Genomic DNA, 21,838 nt, shown 5'->3' with positions numbered 1-21,838 from the left:
ATGCGACGCCTCTACCGCAGTTTCCGCAGCTTCGATCGCCCCAGCCAAGTGCTGATGGTCAACCAGTTCACCATCAACCTCGGCTTCTACATGCTCATGCCCTATCTCGCCGCCTATCTCGCCGGCCCGCTGGCCCTGGCGGCATGGGCAGTGGGCCTGGTCCTGGGGATACGCAACTTCTCCCAGCAGGGCATGTTCCTGATCGGGGGAACACTCGCTGACCGCTGGGGGTACAAACCGCTCATCATCGCCGGATGCCTGATGCGGGTCATCGGATTCATCCTACTGGCCCTGGCCAGTTCGCTGCTCGCGATCCTGATCGCCTCGGCGGCAACGGGATTCGCCGGGGCGCTGTTCAACCCCGCCGTCCGCGCCTACCTGGCCGCCGACGCCGGTGAACGTCGCATCGAAGCATTCGCCGTGTTCAACGTCTTCTACCAGGCCGGCATCCTGCTCGGGCCGCTGGTCGGACTGGCGTTGACCGCTTTGGATTTTCGGCTCACCTCCCTGTGTGCGGCAGCAGTTTTCGCGGTCCTGACCCTCGTGCAGATCAAAGCGCTACCCGCAACAACACCAGCCCCAAGCAACACCTCGATCATTCAGGACTGGCGCAGCGTCGTACGTAACCGGCGATTCCTGCTCTTCGCTGTGGCGATGGCCAGCTCGTATGTGCTGTCCTTTCAGGTCTACCTCGCGCTGCCCCTGCACGCCGACCGCATAGCGGACAACCCCACCCTCGCCACCAGCATTGTCACCGCAATGTTTGTGGTGACCGGTCTGGTGGCCATCGCCGGACAGCTACGCATCACCGCATGGTTCGGCAACCGCTGGGGCAGTACCGGCAGCCTGAGCGTGGGAATGACACTGATGGCTGCAGCTTTCCTGCCCCTAGTCGCCAGCGCCGCAACGCATCAGCGCAACATCGCCCTCAACATCGCCGCACTGCTACTCACCGCAGCCCTGCTCGCCGCCGCCACCGCAGCAGTGTTCCCATTCGAAATGGACACTGTGGTGGGACTGGCCCGCGGCACGCTTGTCGCCACCCACTACGGGCTCTACAACACCATCGTCGGGATCGGGATTCTGCTCGGCAATGCCGCGACCGGGTGGCTGTTCAGCGCGGCCACCACCCGCGACATGCCCGAACTGGTGTGGATCGCTTTGGTCCTCACCGGCATAGCGGCGGCGTCCGCCCTGTTGATGTTGCACCGCCGCGGATGGCTCAGCGTCTCCGCCCCCACCGAAGCTCAACCCACCTCCACCCATTGATTACCCTAGGGGGGTAGGGTATAAAGGTGGTGTGGCGAGACGCCACAGCGACAGGCCTCCTGAGGGTCGTCGGCACCACTGCTGTACCGAAAGGGCACATCTCATGAGCACATCGACAGTGATCGTCTCCGGAATGACGTGTGGGCACTGCGCGTCGTCGGTGCGTGAAGAAGTCGGAGCACTGGCCGGCGTGACCGACGTCGAGGTCGACGTGGCCAGCGGGCAAGTCACCATCTCCAGCTCGGCCCCGATCGAGCCCGACGCGATCCGCGTCGCGGTCGAAGAGGCCGGCTACCACCTGGCGCAGTAGCCGATGAGGGGCTGAAGTGTCTGCCCACTGGCGACTTCAGCCCTTCTCCGGGCGGCGTGTGTGTCGCCACCACCGATGACAGGAATCCAGCGATGAATGTTCCAACCAAGCTCGGCGTCTTCGCTGCGGCTCTGCTGATAGTTTTCGCCGCGGCCTATGCCATCGCCGCGGGTGTCGCACCCGATCGGCCACGACCGTCGTCGGCCGAGTCCACCCATGTCGGCCACACTGCCCAACCGTCATCATCTGCGTCCCCCGGTGCCGATCAGGTTCGCGGGGTTTCGCTGGCAGCAGGCGGCTTCATCCTGGGAAATGTGGTGGCACCCCATGCGCCCGGGATGCAAGCACCGCTGAGCTTTGAGATCCTCGACGCCGCCGGGGCCGCGGTCACCGACTTCGCCACCGAGCACGACAAGCAGCTGCACCTGATCGTCGTCCGCGCGGATGGCGCCTACTTTCGACACGTGCACCCCACTCTCTCGCCCGAAGGGCGCTGGTCGCTGCCCTGGCAGTGGGCGACGGGAGGCAGCTACCGGATCTATGCCGACTTCGTGCCCGCCGCCACCGGTCAACCCCTCACCCTGACCAGCACCGTCGAAGTCAGCGGTGACTACCAGCCGGCCCCAGCCGCCGCCGAATCACGACAGTCATCCGTCGACGGGTTCGACATCGAGCTGGCCGGGCACCTGCGCGCGGGAGCCGAGTCCGAATTGACCGTCACCGTGCGGCGAGCAGGACAACCGGTCACTACCTTGCAGCCGTATCTGGGCGCTTTCGGTCACTTGGTGGCTCTGCGTCAGGGCGACCTGGCCTACCTGCATGTTCACCCTGAGGGCGCGGCACCGACCGCCGGTCAACTCGCGGGACCACAGGTCCGCTTCGCCACCACCGCCCCCACCCCGGGCCGCTATCTGCTCTACCTCGACTTCCAGGTCGACGGCGCTGTGCACACCGCCACCTTCGTTCTCGACGCCCCCACCGGCGCCCCGGCCCCGACAACCAACTCCACGGCCCCCTCGGCCGATCCGCACGCCGGACACTAACTCGCTAACCAGCGCCACCCCGGGGCCACTGCACCGAGGCACTGCGCCGAGGCGCTCACCCTTCGAGGAACTTCCCCATGACCACCTCAGCTCCGATCCACCCACCTGCGGCCACCGCCGAGCAGACAGGCACCGTCGATGTCGAACTCGCCGTGTCGGGCATGACGTGTGCCTCGTGCGCGGCACGCATCGAACGCACACTGAACAAACTCGACGGAGTGAGCGCCTCGGTGAACTACGCCACCGAAAAAGCTCACGTCAGCGCACGCGCCGGTGTCGACCCCCACCTGCTGATCGAGACCATCGAACAGGCCGGGTACCGCGCTGCGCTGCCCGCCATTCCCACAGGCGCCGACCCCGACGACGACCCTTCGGACGACGACGGGGAGCTCGTGGCCTTGCGTCACCGACTGATCGGTGCGGTGGTTCTCTCGGTACCGGTGATCGCGCTGGCAATGGTCCCGACGTTGCAGTTCACCTACTGGCAGTGGGCGTCGTTGACGTTGGCCGCGCCGGTGATCGTGTGGGCGGCCTGGCCGTTTCATCGCGCCGCGTTGCTCAACCTGCGCCACGGCGCGGCCACGATGGACACCCTGATCTCGGTCGGCACCACCGCGGCGCTGTTGTGGTCGTTGTATGCGTTGTTCTTCGGCACCGCCGGACAACCAGGCATGACCCACGGATTCACCTTGACGGTCGGCGCCTCTGACGGTGCAGGCAACATCTACCTCGAGGTCGCCGCGGGGGTCACGATGTTCGTCCTGGCCGGCCGATACTTCGAGAAGCGGTCCAAACGGCAAGCCGGTGCGGCGTTGCGGGCCTTGTTGGAGCTGGGCGCCAAAGACGTCACGGTGGTCAGGGACGGCCACCAGCATCGGATACCGATCGGCGAGCTCGCCGTCGACGACGAGTTCATTGTGCGGCCCGGCGAGAAGATCGCCAGCGACGGTGTGGTGGTGTCTGGCACCTCGGCAGTTGACGCCAGCATGGTCACCGGCGAGTCGATGCCAGTCCAGGTTGCCCCCGCCGACACCGTGACCGGCGGAACGGTCAACGCCGGCGGGCACCTGCGGGTGCGGGCGACCCGCGTGGGAGCGGACACCCAACTCGCGCAAATGGCCGCGATGGTCGAACGCGCCCAGACCGGCAAAGCCCACGCCCAGCGACTGGCCGACCGGATCTCAAGTGTCTTCGTGCCGGTGGTCATCGCCGTCGCCATCGCTGTCCTCGGCGCGTGGATCGGCGCCGGCTATCCCCTGCAAGCGGCGTTCACCGCCGCGGTCGCTGTGCTGATCATCGCCTGCCCCTGCGCTCTGGGACTGGCCACCCCGACCGCACTTCTGGTCGGTACCGGCCGCGGAGCCCAACTCGGCATCGTGATCAAAGGCCCCGAAGTCCTGGAATCCACCCGAACCGTCGACACCGTTGTCCTCGACAAAACCGGCACGGTCACCACGGGACAGATGACACTCGTCCAGGTCACCACTGCTCCCTCCACCACTCGCGAAGACGTGCTCGCCCTCGCGGGGGCGGTGGAGAATGCCTCCGAGCACCCCGTCGCGGCCGCCATCGCTGCTGGTGCAGCCGCCGAAGTCGGGCCGCTCGACGAGGTCGACGACTTCCGCAACTTCGAAGGTCGAGGCGTGCGCGGTCTGGTCCAGGGACGTGTGGTCACCGTCGGGCGTCCGACGCTGCTGGCCGAACACGGCATCGCCGTGGATGACCCTCACCTCAACGAGGCGCAGACCGCCGCCGAAGAAGCCGGACAGACCGCCGTACTCGTCGCCTGGGACGGCCGCGCCCATGCGGTCCTGGCGGTCGCCGATGCGATCAAACCCACCAGCGCACACGCCATCGCCCGGCTCGCCGCACTGGGTATGACGCCCATCCTGTTGACCGGCGACAACCAGACCGTCGCCGATGCCGTGGCCGCTGAGGTCGGTATCGACACCGTCATCGCTAACGTCTTGCCGGCCGACAAAGCCGCCGTCATCACCGACCTGCAATCCGACGGCAAGGTTGTGGCCATGATCGGCGACGGCGTCAACGACGCCGCTGCCCTGGCCCACGCCGATCTCGGGCTGGCGATGGGCACCGGCACCGACGCCGCCATGCATGCCGCTGACATCACCCTGGTCCGCGGCGACCTCAACGCTGCCGCCGACGCGATCGCCTTGGCACGCACCACTCTGAAAACGATCAAAATGAACCTGTTCTGGGCATTCGCCTACAACGTCGCCGCGATACCGCTGGCCGCGCTGGGACTGCTCAACCCCATGCTGGCTGGGGCCGCCATGGCGTTGTCCAGCGTGTTCGTCGTCAGCAACAGCCTGCGGCTGCGCGCCTTCACCAGCCCGCCCCACTCATCGTCCACAGTTCCACCCACCAACCCCTCGACATATACCCCCCAGGGGTATAAGGTAGCGGCATGAACGAGCACTCTTCCCCTGAGCACGTCGGTCACGACGCCGCCGATGAACGCCACCACGGCCAACTCGCCGCAGCGTCACACAACCACCACGATCACCATGCTGAGCGCGCCCGCGCAGACCATGATCACGCTGGGCATGGGGGGCATGGTGATCACGTCGGGCAGTTCCGGCGGCTGTTCTGGATCATGCTGGCCCTGGCTGTGCCGGTCGTGGCCTTTTCGCCCATGTTCGCGATGCTCATCGGCTATGACCTACCCGATGGTGAAGTGTTGAAGTGGGTCTCACCGGTGCTGGGTACGGTGATGTACTGCTGGGGTGGGCGGCCGTTCCTGGTAGGCGCCTATTCAGAACTGCGGTCGCGTGCACCGGGAATGATGCTGTTGATCGCCTTGGCGATCACGGTGGCCTTCGTGGCGTCCTGGGGTGCGAGCATCGGTGTGTTGCACCACGAACTGGACTTCTGGTGGGAACTGGCGCTGCTCATCGTGATCATGCTGTTGGGGCATTGGATCGAGATGCGGTCGCTGGCCCAGACGACCTCGGCCCTGGACTCGCTGGCCGCGCTGCTGCCCGATGAGGCCGAACGCGTCGATGGCGACCAGATCACCACGGTTGCTCCCAGTGAGCTGCAGGTCGGAGATGTGGTGATCGTGCGCCCGGGGGCCAGCGTGCCGGCCGACGGTCGCGTCGTAGACGGCTCGGCCGAGCTCGATGAATCCATGGTCACCGGAGAATCGCGCACGGTGCGCCGCGGCATCGGCGATCAGGTGGTGGCCGGCACGGTGGCCACCGACTCGGGGCTGCGGGTCCAGATCACCGCCACCGGCGATGACACGGCGCTGGCCGGGATTCAGCGCCTGGTGGCAGACGCGCAGAACTCCACCTCCCGCGCCCAGCGGCTGGCCGATTCCGCTGCAGCGCTGCTGTTCTGGTTCGCGCTCGGCTCAGCGATCATCACCGCCATCGTGTGGACGGTCATCGGCCAACCCGACCAGGCGGTGATTCGAACCATCACCGTGCTGGTCATCGCCTGCCCGCACGCACTCGGCTTGGCTATCCCCCTGGTGGTGGCCATTGCCACCGAACGCGCCGCCCGCGGCGGCGTGCTGGTTAAAGACCGGTCGGCACTTGAGGCCATGCGCACTGTGGATGCGGTGCTGTTCGACAAGACCGGAACCCTGACCAAGGGTGAGCCCACGGTCATCGAGATCGCGGCCGCCGACGGCGTCGATGAGGACACCGTGCTCGCCCTGGCCGCCAGCGCCGAAGCCGACAGTGAGCACCCGTTGGCGCGAGCGATTGTCGCAGCTGCCGGAGACCGCGCGCGGCCGGTGCCGGCGGCCACCGACTTCACCTCGTCACCGGCGGTCGGTGTGACCGCTCGCGTCGAGGGCGCCACAGTGCGGGTGGGCGGGCCCCGCATGCTCGAGGAACAGGGCCATCAGGAACTGGCCATCGCTGATCGCTGGCGCGCCGACGGCGCAATCATCCTGCATGTCACCCGCGACACTGAGCTGATTGGAGCTCTCAAACTTGCTGATGAGGTGCGCGGGGAATCCCGCCAAGCCGTCGAGGTGCTGCACGCCCGCGGGGTCGAGGTTGTGATGATTACCGGCGACGCCGAAGCAGTGGCGCACACCGTCGCTCACGACCTCGGTATCGATCGGGTGTTCGCCGGTGTACGGCCGGAAGACAAAGCCAGCAAGGTGGCCGAACTGCAGCACGAAGGCCGCAAGGTGGCGATGGTGGGCGACGGCGTCAACGACGCCCCCGCCCTGGCCCAGGCCGATGTGGGCATCGCGATCGGGGCCGGCACCGACGTCGCGATCGCCTCGGCCGGGGTCATCCTCGCCAGCGACGACCCCCGCTCGGTGCTGTCGGTCATCGAGCTGTCGGACGCCAGCTACCGAAAAATGAAGCAGAACCTGTGGTGGGCAGCGGGATACAACCTGATCTCTGTACCGCTGGCCGCCGGAATTCTCGCGCCCATCGGGTTCGTCCTGCCGATGTCGGTCGGAGCGATTCTGATGTCAGCCTCGACGGTCGTGGTCGCACTCAACGCGCAACTGTTACGCCGACTCGACCTGCAGCCAGGCGCGAGTACAGTGCGTGGACTGCAGCACAACCGACCGAGATCCATTGAGAAGGTGAGTCCATGACCGCTGCGTCCGCACCGGGACAATCCTCCACCCCGGAAGAATCCTCTGCCTCGGAACACTCTTCCCACGGTTATATCAGCGATAAGGGCAAATACCTGGCCCGCCTCAAGCGCATCGAAGGCCAATCCCGAGGTATCCACCGGATGGTCGACGAGGAGCAGTACTGCATCGACATCCTGACCCAGATCTCGGCGCTGACCAAGGCACTGGAGGGGGTCGCGCTGGGCTTGCTCGACGACCACCTCACCCACTGCGTGCTCGATGCCGCCCACTCCGGCGGCGACGAGGCACAGGAGAAGATCGCTGAAGCCTCGGCGGCCATCGCTCGCCTCGTTCGTTCCTGACCCACCACACCGCGCTGGCTCGTCACAGGCGTCGTTCGCCGACCCACTGCGGCACCACCGGCCCCGGCGCGCGGGCGTCGGCATCAGCGGCCATCGCCAGAACCACCCCACGATCGGCCAGCCACTGTGCCGGATCGACGTTGACTCCCGTCGGGTCGAGAACCTCGAAATGCAGATGCGGGCCGGTCGAGACCCCACGGTTGCCCACCGTGGCGATCGATTGGCCCATCCGTACTCGCGCGCCCTGCTCGAGCAGATTCTCGTCGTTGTGGCCGTAGGTGGTGATCGTGCCGTCATCGTGCCGGATCCGCATCCACAACCCGAACCCCTCGGCAGGTCCGGAGGTGATGACCTCCCCGTCAGCTACCGCGACAATGGGCGCGCCCAGATCATTGCCGATATCAATGCCCTGATGGCCCCGTCCGTCACCGAAGGTGGACGTGATCTCGCCCGCAGTCGGCGCCACCGCACCGCCACTACCGGGCAGCAGCGGTGTCGGCGTTCCGGGTTCCTGCGGCTGGGGGCCATGCGGCTCGTTCGGATCGTGCGGCACGATTGCGGCGATCAGGGTGGCTACCAGCCGAGCCAGCGGTAACGCGTCGATGATCCGGAACCCGTCTATCGGATCAATGAGCGAAAACGTGCCGAAGCACTGCAGTGCGGCTGCACTGCCCGCATCGCCGACGCTGCCCGACTGGGCCTGAGCGCCCAGGCAGGACGCCGTCTGCGTGATCGGCTTCCCCAAATTCGCCGCCGCGGCACCACCCAAAGCGGCCTTCACCGAGTCCTGCACGATCGCGATCAGCTCCCCGGCCACATGTCCATCGGTTGAGGCCGCCGCCGGTGCGGTGGCAATCACAGGCGCAACGCCCACGCACACCGCCGCTGCCACCCCCAGCGCTTTGGGGCCCCACTGCTGCCCCGCCTTGACCCGTAGCGATGTCAACACCATCTGCATGCGGTCGGACCTTTCCCGCGGACGTCGTAGACCCACGCACGAGTGCCATGCGTGTACCCGCGAGATCACACCACAAGTCACTTGTGCCCCACCAGTCACACGCGGCTCCACTACGAAGCGAACTAATCAGGCATTAGCGGCTTTGTTTGCGCAGTTCACCGCCCGTTTTGTGGGTGCCGGGCAGGCGACTAACTACTATCGGTGTTAGTAGAATTGTTATCGAAGCGCCGCCGGGCGGTGGCGAAGTATCACTCTTGAGGAGGAGATCGATGAGAGTCACACGAACCGGTGTCGTCGTTGCTGCCGCGGCGGCTGTTCTGACAGTGGTGGCCGCGTGTTCGGACACCTCGACTGAGGATCATTCCTCGATGTCGGGGATGGGTACCAGCACGGTCAGTACCGAATCGTCAGCGGCGGCCTCTGCCGAACACAACAGCGCGGACATCTCGTTCGCCCAGCAGATGATCCCGCACCACACCCAGGCGATCATGATGAGCGACATCCTGTTGGAGAAGGACAACATCAACCCCCAGGTCGTCAGTCTGGCCCAGCAGATCAAAGACGCTCAGCAGCCCGAGATCGAGCAGATGCAGTCGTGGCTGAAGCAATGGGGAGCCCCACTCGAGGGCCAGGGGCACAACATGGACATGGGTACCTCGATGGCACCGGGTACCTCCCCGATGCCGTCGATGATGGGCATGATGTCGCCAGAACAGATGCAGCAGCTACGCGACGCGCAAGGCGCCGAGGCGTCGCGCCTGTTCCTGACCCAGATGATCGAACACCACCGCGGCGCCATCGCCATGGCCAAGACCGAGATTCAAGACGGCCAATCGCCCGAGGCGATCGCGCTGGCACGCCAGATCGTCACTGACCAGGAAAGTGAAATCGCCAGGATGCAGCAGCTTCTCAACAACCCCTAGCGGCCCGACCCGCCCGGGTTTGCCTCGGCTACACACACATCGCGATCACCATCGCCGCGACGACACCGGATGCCGCCAGCGTGGTCGGTACCGCCACCACACCAGCCACCGCCGCGGCGGCACCCACATGATGACGCCGCGACCGGCACCGGTGACCGGAGTCCAAGCGGCTCAGCCGCGGCCCCACGGACGACGAATCGCTGATCGACAACACACCCACCGGGCCCGCCACGGGCCCCGAACGGGCCAACGTTCCCAACGCCGAGCAGACCGCCCGCGCACCCACCAGCTGGGCGGCGCGGGCATCGGCGGCTTGCTCGACCAAGCCGGCGACCTCACGGCCCGCGCGGCTGAACAACGGAATCAGCGGAAACGCACGCCCGAGAGCGCGGGCCGCCAACACCACGGTGTGATGACGTTGCCGCCGGTGCGCGCGCTCATGGGCAACGACGGCATCGAGTTCCTCACCGGACAACGCCGCCTGTAACCCAGTCGTGGCGGCGATCCCGGCATCCTTACCCGGCAGACAAAACGCCATCGGCCGCCCGTCGGCGAGCCACCACACGTCGGGATAGCGCTCACTGCGGGCGCCCACCAACCGCAACGACTGCAGATACTCCTCACGAGCACCACGCATCCGCACCGCCGATCGCACCGCGATCGTCACCGCTCGGACAATCGCTGCCCCGGTCACCACCGCCAGCACGCCACCGGAGATCGCCTCCACCCGCGGGGATGCGCCGTGTGACAACACCCGCAGACACGACACCACCTCGGACAACGAATGGATGCCGAAATGGCCGGGAACCGCCAGCGTCACAACAGCTCCCACCCACAACATCGCAAACACGACCTGCGCGGCCGGCCAGGCCACCAACACCCAACGAGCATCGATACGGCCCTGCACCCGAACCATCCATCGAGGCCACAACCAGCCCAGCACACCCGCGGCAACAACTAACACCACCGCTGCACTCATGGATGCTCACCCATCGTTCGCCTCGATCCTCGACGCCCCGCCGTCAGCTCGCTGAGACCCACACTCAACACACCTTCCCGGCGACCCACCACCTGCACCACCAGCCAGTATGCCCCAGAAGTTCGTCGGTGACGCCGCAACTCAGGCACCGACCGCGCCGCCAATTACTAGGTTTTATAGTAGTTAGTTGACGCGGGTTGACCCGGCCTGCGCGTACCAGTCCGAGGAATGCGCCGTGACCGAGAACCCGAAGGAGACGCACTCGCCCCCCGACGACCACCGTCGTCAGTATCTGCATGCCATGCGAGACGTCTACCGAGCACCCACGCCATACTCGACCCACCAGTTTTTCCACCGCGCCCACCACCTCAGCGTCACCTCGAACCGACGCCGCCACCTCGCCGCACACATCGGTCTCGTCCGCCACCTCGCTGCGATCGGCGACCTCTCCGGGGCACGTCACCACCTCGGCAACGTCCTCATCTCCCTCGTCCTCCAAAAGCATTGCGGCCAAAAGCCTTCACAGCCTTCCACCCCCATCCAGAAGTCGTGACCACGACACCCCCAGAGGGTTAGGGCGGCTCCTACCCGGTCTCGCCACCACCCCGATCACCACACCACCCACGCCCGAACTCAGTCCTACCCACACGAAAGTCCTAGCCGCTTGCCTGCCTCAAACCCGTCCAACCGCACCGCTGCGGTCGTCCTCGCAGTCATCGCCACGCTGATTGTGCTAACCGGCTGCTCCACCCGGGAACAACCCACATCCCCACCACCGTCGGCAACCTCAGCAGAGAGCGCAACACTGACCCCAGAACTCGACCACCTCCACGCCCTGCACATCCGCGCCGACGGCACTATCCTCGCCGGAACTCACACCGGCGTAATCGCCCTCACCGCAGATGGAACCACCAGCCGGGTCGGCGTCTCCGACGACGACTTCATGGGACTGGCCGGGGTAACCGGCTCTGATCGGATCTTCGCCTCCGGCCATCCCGGCCCGCGGAGCTCGGCACCCAACCCGCTGGGACTCGTCGCCAGCGAAGATGGCGGGCAGACATGGACACCGAGATCGGTGGCCGGCGACATCGACTTCCACGCGCTCGCCACCAACGGACAACTACTCGTAGGCTTCGACGGAATCAACGGCCTGCTCGTATCGACCGATGACGGGAGAAGCTGGACCCCCGGCGCGCCCCTGGCCGCAGCAGCACTCGCGATCACCGACCGCGGCGTATGGGCGACTACCCCAGATGGCCTGCAACACAGCACCGACGACGCCCAGACCTTCACAACCGTTCCCGATGCGCCGGCCCTAGCTCTCCTGGCGGCCGCACCCGATGGCACGCTCTGGGGCATCGACACCGCCGACACCGTCTGGCGCAGCCCAGACGGCACACACTGGGAACAACGCAGCACCATCAATAGTGTCAACGCGCTGGTCGCCAGAAACGCCGAAAATGCATACGCCGCAAACGAACAATTGCTCTACACGCTCAGCTAACGGACTCGTGTGGAGCAACGAAGGAAGGAGGCGACTCAGATCCGGACGCGCTTTTGATCACGTCCACTCCACCCACTCCACGAGCAGGATCTGACAGACGGTGGCACCCGGCCGACCTGGGTGGTCACTCTCGACCACCTGACGGCACCCAGAAACGCCACGTCTTCGAAGACGTCACTGTCGTTATCGATGAGACGAGCAGCCCCGACTACCCCACGAACTTGCTGCGCGTGTCACAGCTGCGTGAGCACACCGAACCCGCGACCTCAAAGATCGCCTTGGGCGGGGACGGTTATCGAAGGCCGCCGGCTTCGGGCTGTGGATGCGAGTGCTGCAAGACGACGGCACGATCGGCGTGTATGGGCACATCAGCGAGACACTGGTGAGCGTCTGGCAGCGAGTCCTGGCCGGCGCGCAGATCGCAACGGTAGGAAACCGCGGCTACTCCACCGGCCCACACCTGCACTACAAGGTGTGGCAGCAAGATGGACCCAAACTCGATCCTGCACCGTGGTTGAGAACCCGGGGAGTCTACGTCGTCGGACGACCCGCCTTATCGGCGCGCGGGAGGTATGAGGACGAGTGGTCCCGCAGGTGTCGCGAGAGTTGTCGCACCACGGCCTCGACGTCGGCGAGCGGTGGCGAACACGCATCGGCGGGGACTACCTGTGGGGTGTCGCCACACGGCAATAATGAGGTCGACGTGACCGCTCGGCGGTCGCCCACCACGAAGACGTTTCGAACCTTCTCTCGCGCTGTGCAGCGGGTAGAGGAGCGCACAGCATTCAACTACTATCGTGGATAGTAAACCTAGTCCAGGCGCCGAGTGAGAGGGTTCGCCACAATCGATGGGCCGCGTAAGAAGGACTCGAGCTATCGAAGAGCCACGTGATCTCTTGGCGGCTTACGGTGCGCAGCCGCAGTGCTCGAGCGCTCGTGGATGCCGCGGGTCGGTCCGGGCAGGTATTCCGCGACTGCTGATGCTCGCAGCCCTGACGGCTGTGGTGATGTTATTGACCTCGTGCAGCTCAACCGGAGGCGCCGCCTACAGCAACGAGATTCAGGCCGTTGACAGCTTCGCCGACATCGCACAGCCTTCCATTGCTGTGGCCACCGAAGGTGGCGGTCGACTCGCGCCCAACGCGGTTGTCGAACCTGGGCTTCCTATTGTTGTCACGGCCAGCCGCGGCGCGTTGACAAACGTCCGTATCCCCACAGCCAGCGGCCGTCCCTTGGCGGGCTCACTGAGCGAGGACGGCTCAACGTGGACAAGCACCCAACCCCTGGGATATTCGAAGCGGTATTCCGTTCAAGCCGAGGCCGTGGGCGTGGGCGGTCGATCGGTCGTCTCGCAGCGCTTCACCACGACCTCACCGGAGTCACTGACCAGCGCTGCCATCCTCGGCGAGAAAACCGTCGGGATCGCCCACACAGTCGGGGTGCGGTTCGCCGATCCCATCCCCGACCGAAAGAAGGCACAGGCGGCGATCACCGTGTCGTCTGACCCCCAGATGCGGGGTGCGTTCTATTGGATCAGCGACTCCGAAGTCCGGTGGAGGCCCGAACGCTTCTGGACGCCGGGCACCAAAGTCAGTGTCGCCGTCAACATTTACGGAGTCGACCTCGGCGACGGGCTCTACGGCGACGAGAACTTGTCCTACGACTTCACGATTGGCCGAGCTCAGGAAATCGTTGCCGACGACAACACCAAAACGATAGTCGTCAAACAAGACGGCAAGGTCATCCGCACGATGCCGACCTCGTTCGGCAAAGACAGCACTCCGACGCCCCGCGGTATCTACATGATCGGAGATCGCGTCGAGCACATCATCATGGACTCGTCCACCTACGGAGTGCCTGTCGAGTCCGCAGCGGGATACCGCACACCCGTTCAATGGGCGGTGCAAATGTCCTACAGCGGCATTTACATGCACGGCGCACCGTGGTCGATGTCGGCGCAAGGCAGCAGCAACGTCAGCAACGGTTGCCCAAACCTGAGTCCCACTGACGCGGAATGGCTCGTGAAGAACACCCTGCGCGGTGACCCCGTCACGGTCAAGAACACCAACGCCGACACACTGCCGGGAGTTGATGGACTCGGCGATTGGAACATCCCGTGGCCACAATGGAAGAACGGCAACGCAGACACCTAGGCGCCCCCGCCTGGCTGGAGTTCGTCGACGCTCAGCACGTTCTTCCGACCATGCACGGCCGGGGCGAGTTCACGACGGGCTCACCCGCTCACTGTCTCAGGCGCTTCTCGCGGTGTACAGAACTTCGCTCGAATGCAGCACACCACCACTCGCGACGAGTGCTACTACCGGTCACCCACTGAGCCAGGGGTTAATTCACGAGGGCCGTTGGTCAGTCATGTCGAGACCCTGTGCGGGCGAACCGGTGCCGTGAGGATCAACATCAATAACGAGCAGCGGCGGCATAGCGTCCGTCGGTACTACCTGTGCGAGGCGAGGCTGATCTGGCCGCGTGGGACGACAACCACGCCGCGCGCCGTTCGGGTCTTCTTGGCCGATCCCGGCGTTCGTTTGGCCGGCGGACCGTGCACGGAGTGTCGTCAGAGACGTCAACCCGCACTTCGCCACCTTCGGTGCCAGCTCCCTTGCGGTTACCAACATTCTCGCCGACCCGCACGTCGACACCATCGACGACGACCCTACGGTCGATCCACCGCGCTACCTCTGATGGCCGAGCATTTCGGAGAGGACCCTAAAGACCTTGTTGTTGATGCGGTCGATGACCGGTGCGGCGATGGGCTAACCCCACTTTCCGGCTTCATATCCAGCATCCGCCCAAATGTCCATAATAGGTTCGTTGACAGGATGTGCGCCAGTTGTGGGGTAAATGAGCCATTCTGAAACGAATTAAAGCGACCTTTGCCGTCCGGTGTCACGATCTCATCGGAGTCTGGGTAGGCCAGGTATCCGCACTGAGCTTCGAGGCCACCCGCCGTGGCTTCTACGTCAGTACTGATCGACTCGGCATCCGCCGCCGCACCCACCACGAGGGCGTGAGCGCCACGAGATGCGCCCACTTTCAAAGACGACGTTGTGCTGCCGCGACACCGAGCCCTACCGCGGCCCGCGTCGCTCCCGCACAATCACCCCGACTGCCTTGTGCGTCCGGTGTGCCCGACCTCCCGAGACGAGGTCGCCGGCCCCGACCGGTTGCGGTTTGTCTGCCGGCTGCGCCGTCACCTCATCGGAGCGGCTACGCCGCGCCCTGAGCCCTTCGGGCTGAGTTGGTTTGCGTTGCCCTGCCGCATTCTCTTACCTCCACTCGCGGCCCGCAAGGGCGTGAAAAACTAACCCGCCCTACGGGTTTGCAGGCCTACGGCCCGGATGACTTTTTCACTTCCTCCCTTGCAGCCCACTCCCTCCGGCAAAGAGATGGCCAGTGCAAACGCAAACCAGCACTCACAACGGGAGGGGTCACCATGACCAGCGCCACCACCACCGCCTACCAGCTGTGCAACAGCTGCGCGGTCGCCGTCGCCTACGGAGACATGACCGCCCTCAACACCGAGAGCACCGCCCAGGTCCTGGCGTTCATGGCCGATCACGGTTACCTGACCCAGGCCGACGACATCGACCCACCCGGCTACTGGCTCTGCGAATGCTGCGGAATCGACCAACTCGGCGCAGGCCGCACCTTCACCCACGACTAACCCGCACAACAACCCGAAAGGACCCACCGACATGAACGCCTGGATCGCCACCAAGGACCCCGCCAACGTCGACGCCGCCGCCGACCAGATCGCCCAGCACGAACCGAACCGCCTCACCGAGGCCGACGGCGACCGCGAATTCGCCGTGTGGATGTACGGAGTCGACCGAGCAATCCGCAGACGCACCAACGGATTCAGCCACCGCGACCTGCCCGATTTCGGCTGGAAAGACGCATACAACAACGACCTGTCCCCCGCCCTCGCCGCCGCCGACGCGATCGCCCACTGGGAAGAGATCGGCGACCTGTAAAAGAAGCTTCCGCGTCGCAATCCGGTACGCGGACAAAAGAAAACCCGGCCAGGGTCAAGCTGGCCGGGGTCTCACCCACCACAGTAAGGGAGAAACCCCATGACACACAACACCACCACCGAGACCGTCACCGCGACGGGCGAGCTGCGCCACCTCAACCCGGCCGATCTGGTCATCGACACCAACATTCGCACCGAGGCCGAGGCCACCCTGACCGCCGAGTTCGTCGATTCGATCCGCGACGGCGTGCGCCAACCCATCCTCGCTGTCGAGGTCGACGGCGAGGTCCGGGTGCGCGACGGGCAGCGCCGGACCCTGGCCGCGCGTAAGAACGCCCTTCCCACCGTTCCGGTCTACGTGGTCCCGGTCGCGACCGACGCCGACGACAAGGCCCTGACGGTGGATCGAATCGTGGAGCAGCTGGCCAGTTTCGAGCGCGAAGGCCTCCGCAACCGTGACCGCGTGGCCGCAATCGAACAACTCGCGCTTGCCGGGATGTCGGCGACGAAGATCGCCAAGGCCACTCGCACGAAGAAGAAGGACGTGGACGCCACCCTCGCGCTGGCGAAGTCCGAAACGACCCTGGATTTGATCGAGCGGGGCGCAGCGCTGACGTTGGAGCAGTCCGCGACCGTCGCGGCCTACGACCACGACCCCGAAGCGCAGCAATGGCTCCTTGACGCCGCCGCATCCGGTGTGTTTGAGCATCAGGCCAAACTGTTGGCCGACAACGCCGACCAGCGGGCCGAGGTACTGGCCCAGGTCGCGATCTACACCGCCGACGGCATCGAGACCGTCACCCGCGAACCCGACTACCGGCACACCCGCGCCCGTCTGGAACGCCTCGTCACCGCCGACGGCACGCCCGCACAGGTCGACGACGTGCCAACCGACCAGCGCCTCGCCTACGTGTGGGCCGACGTGACCGAATGGTGGACCGACGCCGAGGGCAACACCATCGACGAGGACCTGATCGACTGGGACCTCACAGAGGAGGACACCCCCGCCGACGCCCAGCCCGACGAGGGATTGCACGACCCTCGTGCCCTCACCCGCCACGAGAACCGGTCGATCGAAACCACCTGGTACGTCAACGAGTTCCGTGACCTCGGGATGAGCTTCCGCACCTACAGCGGCAGCACGGCGACCAGCTCGGCCACGACCACCCCCGCCGAGGAGGACCCCGCTGAGAAGGAGGCACGCAAGCAGGAACGCCGCCGGGTGCGGGTCCTCAACGCCGCCAGCCTCACCGCCCGCGAGGTGCGGATCGAGAAGCTGACCGCATGGCTGGCCCGCAAGACCCTGCCCAAGGGCAGCGCCCCGACGGTCGCGAAATTCATCGCGACCGCGATGCGCGCCCATCACGACATGTTCGGCGCGAACAGCAGCCAGGGCAACGCCGCCGAGATCGCGGCCACGATCCTCGGCGGCGACCCCGCCGAATTGATCGAGCAGGCCACCACCGCCGACCGCGCCCAGATCATCGGACTCGGCATCGCCCTGGCATCGCGGGAAGCGCACATGTGGAAAGACGCCTGGCGCAACGTCGGTGACCGCCACTACCTCGGCGGCAGCCAGGTCAGCGCCCGCGCTGGCTACCTGCACTTCCTCGTGGAGGTGACCGGCTACACCCTCTCCGACGTCGAGCAGGTCATCGCCGGTGACAAGCAGGCAGCCGACGTGCCACTCGACTAGACCAGCTGTGCGGTGGGCCGCGAACCTTCACGGTCGCGGCCCACCGCCCCCGGCCACGCTCACACCCGCCACCTCGAGGAAACATCGTGACCATCACCGGCGAACTGCTCCCCCGCTGCGCCCTCCCAGGCTGCGCCAACCCCACCGACACCCAAGGCCACCCCTGCGGACAGTGCCGCCGCGACTTCGGCCCCTTCCTGTGAACCTCCCCAGTTTGAGTGGACACCTGAGATAGCGGGACGAAGGGTCCTGCTGGGAGGATGTCTACATGTCCAGGACGCGTCGGTCGTTTACGCCTGAGTTCAAGGCGGAGGCTGCTCGTCGGGTGATTGACGGGGGCCGGCCGGTCACCGAGGTCGCGCGTGAACTCAACGTGCATGAGAACTTGTTGGGCAAGTGGGTGCGCGCTGAACGGATGCGCGATGGTGTCGCCGACGAGGTGCGCAACGCCCCACCGGATCGGGACTTGTCGGCTGGTGAGCGCGCGGAGTTGACTCGGTTACGCGCGGAGCTCGCCGAGAGGGATCGCGATTTGGCGTTCCTGAAAAAAGTATCGGCGTACTTTGCGGCGCAGCAACATCGGTGAGCAAGTTCGAGCTCATTGCCGCGGAGTGCGCCGACCACGAGATCACGAAACTGGCGGAACTGCTGGGTGTTTCACGATCAGGATTCTACTCGTGGGTGGATCGGCAACGACGTACGGAGTTGACACCTCGCCAGCAGCGCCGCCGGGATCTGGAGGTGAAGATCCTCGCCCATTGGCAGGCATCCACCCGTACCTATGGTTCGCCGAGGATCACCGCCGATCTACATGCCGAGGGCGTCGCGGTCTCGGAGAACACCGTCGCCAAGATCATGGCCGAGATGGGTATCGAGGGCATCAGCCCACGCACCTTCAAGGTCAAGACCACCGAGGTCGATCAGACGGCGACATTCCCGCCCGACCGGGTCGGGCGAGCGTTCGACCAGGGGGGCATCGACCTGGTCTGGACCTCTGACATCACCTACCTGACCTGCGGTGAAGGCGACGCATACCTTTGTGCGATCCGCGACGAGCACTCGCGTCGGGTGCTCGGCTGGTCGCTGGCCGATCACATGCGCACCGAGCTGGTCGAGGCGGCCGTGGACGACGCGGTGTTCACCCGAGGCGGGTCGGTGGCCGGCACCATCCTGCACAGCGACCGGGGCAGTCAGTACACCAGCCACGACATGGCCGCCGCATGCGGCAAACATGGCTTGCGGCGCTCGATGGGCGCGACAGGGATCTGCTGGGACAACGCCGGCGCCGAATCGCTGTGGTCAACCGTCAAGCACGAATACTACAAGCGACACGCGTTCACCACCTACGCGAATCTTACTGCAGGACTTGACAATTACATCCGATTCTACAATCATGACAGGAGGCACAGCTCGCTGGGGATGATCTCGCCTATCGACTTCGAGGTCACATCACTGACAAGTCAGCAATCAAGCTAACCGTGTCCACTTTTTCGGGGGAGCCCCAATCTCCGTGTAGGGGACCCGTTCAGCAGCGACGTCGCGCTGGGGCCAATTATCGACGCTCGCCAGCGCGACAGTATCCACTCCTTGGTCACCGGTTCGATCGAAGCAGGCGCGGTGCTAGCAGCCGGCGGCGCTTATGACGACCTTCTGTATCGCCCCACTGTCCTTTCCCAGACTCCACTACACGCCCCCGCGTTCGCCAACGAGGTGTTCGGCCCAGTCGCCCCTGTAGCTTCGTTCGGCACCGTCGAAGACGCGATCGCGATTGCCAACAATTCCGAATACGGTCTTGCGCTTAGCATCTTGACCTCTGATGCGATGAGAGGCCTAGAAGTTGCCCAGCGGATTCCCGCTGGTCTCGTACACATCAACGACCAGACGGTCGGAGACGAGGCAACGGTACCCTTCGGCGGATTAGGCGCATCGGGTAACGGTGGACGGGTAGGCGGGATTGCAGCGAACCTCGATGCGTTCACCGAAACCCAATGGGTCACCGCACAAACAACCGTCCCTGCTTATCTCATCTGATACTGCCATCCTGAACTCACTGCAGCCCCGCGATCTCGGTGCTCATGTCGGCTCTCCAGGGAAAGTTTGCCATTCCCGTCGTGCGCATGTGTGGATCGGCCCGCCGCGCAGCGCGGTCATATCCGCAAAGATCTGCGCGCGATGTTCACCACCAGGCGTTCCGAATCCAGCCACTCGGAAAATGGTCCGCGATCCGCCGCCCTCGCCACCTCGAGTGCCGGGGACGCCGAGCCGGACCCGTGGTGCCGGGGCTGCAGCGGCGTGGCGCCATCTCGCGGGACCGACATTCGGCAGCTCGCGCACGAACCGTTCGGACACCGCCCGACCACGCTGCTGGTTCGCACCCGACGCTGCAAGTGCGCCGGGTGCGCGTCGCCGCGGCCGGTGACCGTAGAGCGGTGACGACCTCCTCTGGGGTGGTGCGGATCGGCTTCACCAGGCGACCGGTCCGTGGCGGTCGATGAACCGGCCGGTCCCGGCGGAGGGGCCCTCGGTGGCGAGGGTGATGATGGCGTCGGTGCCCTCGGTGATGGTCTGGGTGCCGCGGTGGTCGTTGAAGTCGGTGGCGGTGTAGCCCGGGTCGGCGGCGTTGAACCGGATATCGGGGATCGCTTTGGCGTACTGGGTTGTGAGCATGGTGACGGCCGCCTTGGACGAGGTATAGAGCGGGCCGATGACCGCCGACTCGACCCGGTCGGGGTCATGGGTGAGGGCGAAGGAGCCCATGCCGCTGGAGACGTTGACAACGCGGGGGCGCTCGGCCCGTCGAAGCAGCGGCAGGAACGCGTGGGTGACCCGCACGACGCTGGCGACGTTCGTGTTGAACGTCTCCAGCGCGTCGGCGCCGGTGAGGTCATCGGCCGCTGCCCGGCTGCCGACGATGCCAGCGTTGTTGATGAGCGTATCGACACGTCCCTCGTGCTCCTGCAGATCTGCCGCGGCCGCCGCTACGGACACGTCGTCGGTAACGTCGATCGGGACCAGCCGGACCCCGAGCTTCTCGGCGGCCTCACGACCGCGCGTCTGGTCCCGCGCGCCGATGACGACAGTGTGCCCCAGATCGGTGAGCCGGCGTGCGGTCTCGAATCCGAGACCCTTGTTGGCGCCGGTGATGAAAATAATGTCGGTCATGCTTCGAGTGTCATCCACGGCGAGGACGGTAGCCAGGGATCGCTGGAAGGTAGGACGACACGTACCACCCTGCCGGGCCGGCGACGGCCGACAATGAAGGGGTGGATGCACAGGAAACCAGTCTCGGAGCGACGCTGCGCGCATGGCGCGACCGACTGAGCCCGGCCGCGGCGGGACTGCCAGCCCGGCACGGCCGCAGAGCTCCCGGACTGCGCCGGGAGGAGCTGGCAGAGCTCGCCGGGGTGTCGGTCGACTACGTGGTGCGGCTGGAGCAGGGACGCGCCGTCGCCCCGTCCGCGCAGATCACCGGGGCGCTGGCGCGGGCGCTGCAGCTCACCCACCCCGAACGCGACCATCTCCACCGGCTGGCCGGTCTACTCCCGCCGGGCGCGGGGATGATCGACGACCACATCCCGCCGGGCATCCATCGCGTCCTCGACCGTCTCGGCGACACCCCGGTGTCGGTCTATGCGGCAGACTGGCGGCTGATCTGGTGGAACCGCGCCTGGGCCGCGCTGCTGGGCGCCCCCCAGGGGGTACTGCCGCAAGAACGCAACCTGGTCGCCTCCCGGCTCCCCGTGCCCGGCACCCGCGGCACCGTCGCTCTCTGGCCGGTGCGCGCAGACAACCCCGACGAATCCGACCTCGCGGTCGTCGCCGACCTGCGCCAAGCATCCGCCCGGTATCCGAACGATCCGCGCCTGGCCAACCTAATCTCCCGCACCACAGCCGGCAACCCACGCTTCGCCCGACTCTGGGCTCAAGCTGAGGTCCGCGGCCACCGCGAGGACCGAAAGACGATCATCCGCCCCGACGTCGGCGAAATCACGGTTGACTGCGACGTCCTCACCGACAGCGACACCGACCTCAAGATCGTCATCTACACCGTCGTCCCCGGCAGCGACGACGAGAGCAAGCTGGCACTCGCACTGGTCGCCGGCCAACCCGACCACGCGACGACCCCGCCCGACACAACGAACGGCCGCACCGCGACATCCGAGCCACACAACCTCCACTCCCGGCCGTCGTAGCCGATCGCGAGAACCGTGTGGCAAAGCGCGTCTCTAG

General features: G+C 65.8%; 19 protein-coding genes and 4 pseudogenes. 19 read left to right on the top strand and 4 right to left on the bottom strand.

From position 1 onward, the window contains the following. The 6 genes from OSB52_RS23385 to OSB52_RS23360 all read left to right on the top strand — a co-directional run bounded on the left by OSB52_RS23385 (position 1) and on the right by OSB52_RS23360 (position 7,557). Entirely contained in the window at positions 1-1,269 is a 1,269-nt protein-coding gene (locus OSB52_RS23385) for an MFS transporter (protein ID WP_266063723.1), read from the top strand. Positions 1,270-1,372: 103 nt separating this feature from the next. Beyond that, positions 1,373-1,579: a heavy-metal-associated domain-containing protein gene (locus tag OSB52_RS23380; protein ID WP_006438347.1), complete on the top strand. Its 207-nt coding sequence runs from the start codon at positions 1,373-1,375 to the stop codon at positions 1,577-1,579. 92 nt (positions 1,580-1,671) lie between these two features. After that, entirely contained in the window at positions 1,672-2,622 is a 951-nt protein-coding gene (locus OSB52_RS23375; RefSeq protein WP_006357624.1) for a DUF8832 domain-containing protein, read from the top strand. A 77-nt stretch (positions 2,623-2,699) separates the two neighbouring features. After that, positions 2,700-5,054 (top strand): heavy metal translocating P-type ATPase, encoded by a 2,355-nt coding sequence (locus OSB52_RS23370; RefSeq protein WP_137809388.1) that lies wholly within the window; start codon positions 2,700-2,702, stop codon positions 5,052-5,054. Next, entirely contained in the window at positions 5,051-7,213 is a 2,163-nt protein-coding gene (locus OSB52_RS23365; protein WP_266063722.1) for a copper-translocating P-type ATPase, read from the top strand. Before OSB52_RS23370 ends, OSB52_RS23365 begins: the two co-directional genes overlap by 4 nt. Then, positions 7,210-7,557: a metal-sensitive transcriptional regulator gene (locus OSB52_RS23360; protein ID WP_137809389.1), complete on the top strand. Its 348-nt coding sequence runs from the start codon at positions 7,210-7,212 to the stop codon at positions 7,555-7,557. Before OSB52_RS23365 ends, OSB52_RS23360 begins: the two co-directional genes overlap by 4 nt. Before the next feature lie 22 nt (positions 7,558-7,579). Here the strand turns inward: OSB52_RS23360 and OSB52_RS23355 are convergent, their stop codons facing one another. Then, a complete protein-coding gene (locus OSB52_RS23355) occupies positions 7,580-8,515 on the bottom strand; it encodes a M23 family metallopeptidase (RefSeq protein ID WP_159372045.1) in 936 nt (311 codons plus the stop codon). 269 nt (positions 8,516-8,784) lie between these two features. Between OSB52_RS23355 and OSB52_RS23350 the strand changes: the two genes are divergently transcribed. Next, positions 8,785-9,438, top strand: coding sequence for a DUF305 domain-containing protein (locus OSB52_RS23350; protein ID WP_006438341.1), 654 nt, complete (start codon positions 8,785-8,787; stop codon positions 9,436-9,438). A 28-nt stretch (positions 9,439-9,466) separates the two neighbouring features. On the opposite strand, the gene OSB52_RS23345 is transcribed toward OSB52_RS23350, so the two are convergent. After that, complete coding sequence (locus OSB52_RS23345; RefSeq protein WP_006357618.1) at positions 9,467-10,417, bottom strand: M56 family metallopeptidase; 951 nt, start codon at positions 10,415-10,417, stop codon at positions 9,467-9,469. A 235-nt stretch (positions 10,418-10,652) separates the two neighbouring features. Between OSB52_RS23345 and OSB52_RS23340 the strand changes: the two genes are divergently transcribed. From OSB52_RS23340 to OSB52_RS23325, 4 genes and pseudogenes are all read left to right on the top strand, one after another. After that, the gene (locus OSB52_RS23340) at positions 10,653-10,970 is read left to right on the top strand and encodes a hypothetical protein (protein WP_010844644.1); all 318 of its coding nucleotides are present in this window, start codon (positions 10,653-10,655) and stop codon (positions 10,968-10,970) included. 111 nt (positions 10,971-11,081) lie between these two features. Beyond that, positions 11,082-11,921: a F510_1955 family glycosylhydrolase gene (locus tag OSB52_RS23335; protein WP_035718240.1), complete on the top strand. Its 840-nt coding sequence runs from the start codon at positions 11,082-11,084 to the stop codon at positions 11,919-11,921. A 301-nt stretch (positions 11,922-12,222) separates the two neighbouring features. Continuing rightward, a pseudogene (locus OSB52_RS23330) lies at positions 12,223-12,465 on the top strand (M23 family metallopeptidase); the annotation flags it as partial. Positions 12,466-12,901: 436 nt separating this feature from the next. Continuing rightward, positions 12,902-14,074: a L,D-transpeptidase gene (locus OSB52_RS23325; protein ID WP_266063720.1), complete on the top strand. Its 1,173-nt coding sequence runs from the start codon at positions 12,902-12,904 to the stop codon at positions 14,072-14,074. A 618-nt stretch (positions 14,075-14,692) separates the two neighbouring features. Here the strand turns inward: OSB52_RS23325 and OSB52_RS23320 are convergent. Next, positions 14,693-14,937, bottom strand: a pseudogene (locus OSB52_RS23320) (hypothetical protein). A gap of 435 nt (positions 14,938-15,372) precedes the next feature. Here OSB52_RS23320 and OSB52_RS23315 point away from each other — a divergent pair. The 7 genes and pseudogenes from OSB52_RS23315 to OSB52_RS25205 all read left to right on the top strand — a co-directional run. Then, positions 15,373-15,603, top strand: a complete 231-nt coding sequence (locus tag OSB52_RS23315; protein WP_068970854.1) for a hypothetical protein — start codon at positions 15,373-15,375, stop codon at positions 15,601-15,603. A gap of 31 nt (positions 15,604-15,634) precedes the next feature. Then, positions 15,635-15,913, top strand: a complete 279-nt coding sequence (locus OSB52_RS23310) for a hypothetical protein (protein ID WP_068970855.1) — start codon at positions 15,635-15,637, stop codon at positions 15,911-15,913. Between the two features lie 99 nt (positions 15,914-16,012). After that, entirely contained in the window at positions 16,013-17,608 is a 1,596-nt protein-coding gene (locus OSB52_RS23305; RefSeq protein WP_182155036.1) for a ParB/RepB/Spo0J family partition protein, read from the top strand. Positions 17,609-17,876: 268 nt separating this feature from the next. Beyond that, a complete protein-coding gene (locus tag OSB52_RS23300) occupies positions 17,877-18,194 on the top strand; it encodes a transposase (protein ID WP_266063719.1) in 318 nt (105 codons plus the stop codon). Further along, positions 18,191-19,084 carry an IS3 family transposase gene (locus tag OSB52_RS23295; protein WP_266063717.1) on the top strand — a complete coding sequence of 298 codons (894 nt, stop codon included), beginning with the start codon at positions 18,191-18,193 and terminating at the stop codon, positions 19,082-19,084. Before OSB52_RS23300 ends, OSB52_RS23295 begins: the two co-directional genes overlap by 4 nt. Before the next feature lie 30 nt (positions 19,085-19,114). Beyond that, positions 19,115-19,639 (top strand): annotated as a pseudogene (locus OSB52_RS23290) (aldehyde dehydrogenase family protein); the annotation flags it as partial. A gap of 228 nt (positions 19,640-19,867) precedes the next feature. Then, a pseudogene (locus OSB52_RS25205) lies at positions 19,868-20,008 on the top strand (transposase family protein); the annotation flags it as partial. A 63-nt stretch (positions 20,009-20,071) separates the two neighbouring features. Here the strand turns inward: OSB52_RS25205 and OSB52_RS23285 are convergent. Continuing rightward, positions 20,072-20,770, bottom strand: coding sequence for an SDR family NAD(P)-dependent oxidoreductase (locus OSB52_RS23285; RefSeq protein ID WP_266063715.1), 699 nt, complete (start codon positions 20,768-20,770; stop codon positions 20,072-20,074). A 101-nt stretch (positions 20,771-20,871) separates the two neighbouring features. Here OSB52_RS23285 and OSB52_RS23280 point away from each other — a divergent pair, with 101 nt between their 5' ends. Then, positions 20,872-21,801 (top strand): helix-turn-helix transcriptional regulator, encoded by a 930-nt coding sequence (locus tag OSB52_RS23280; protein ID WP_266063714.1) that lies wholly within the window; start codon positions 20,872-20,874, stop codon positions 21,799-21,801. Positions 21,802-21,838: the final 37 nt, after the last annotated feature.

The organism is Gordonia aquimaris (genome assembly GCF_026262595.1).
Classification (GTDB): Bacteria; Actinomycetota; Actinomycetes; order Mycobacteriales; family Mycobacteriaceae; genus Gordonia; species Gordonia tangerina.
This window is presented reverse-complemented; position numbering and strand designations above follow the sequence as displayed.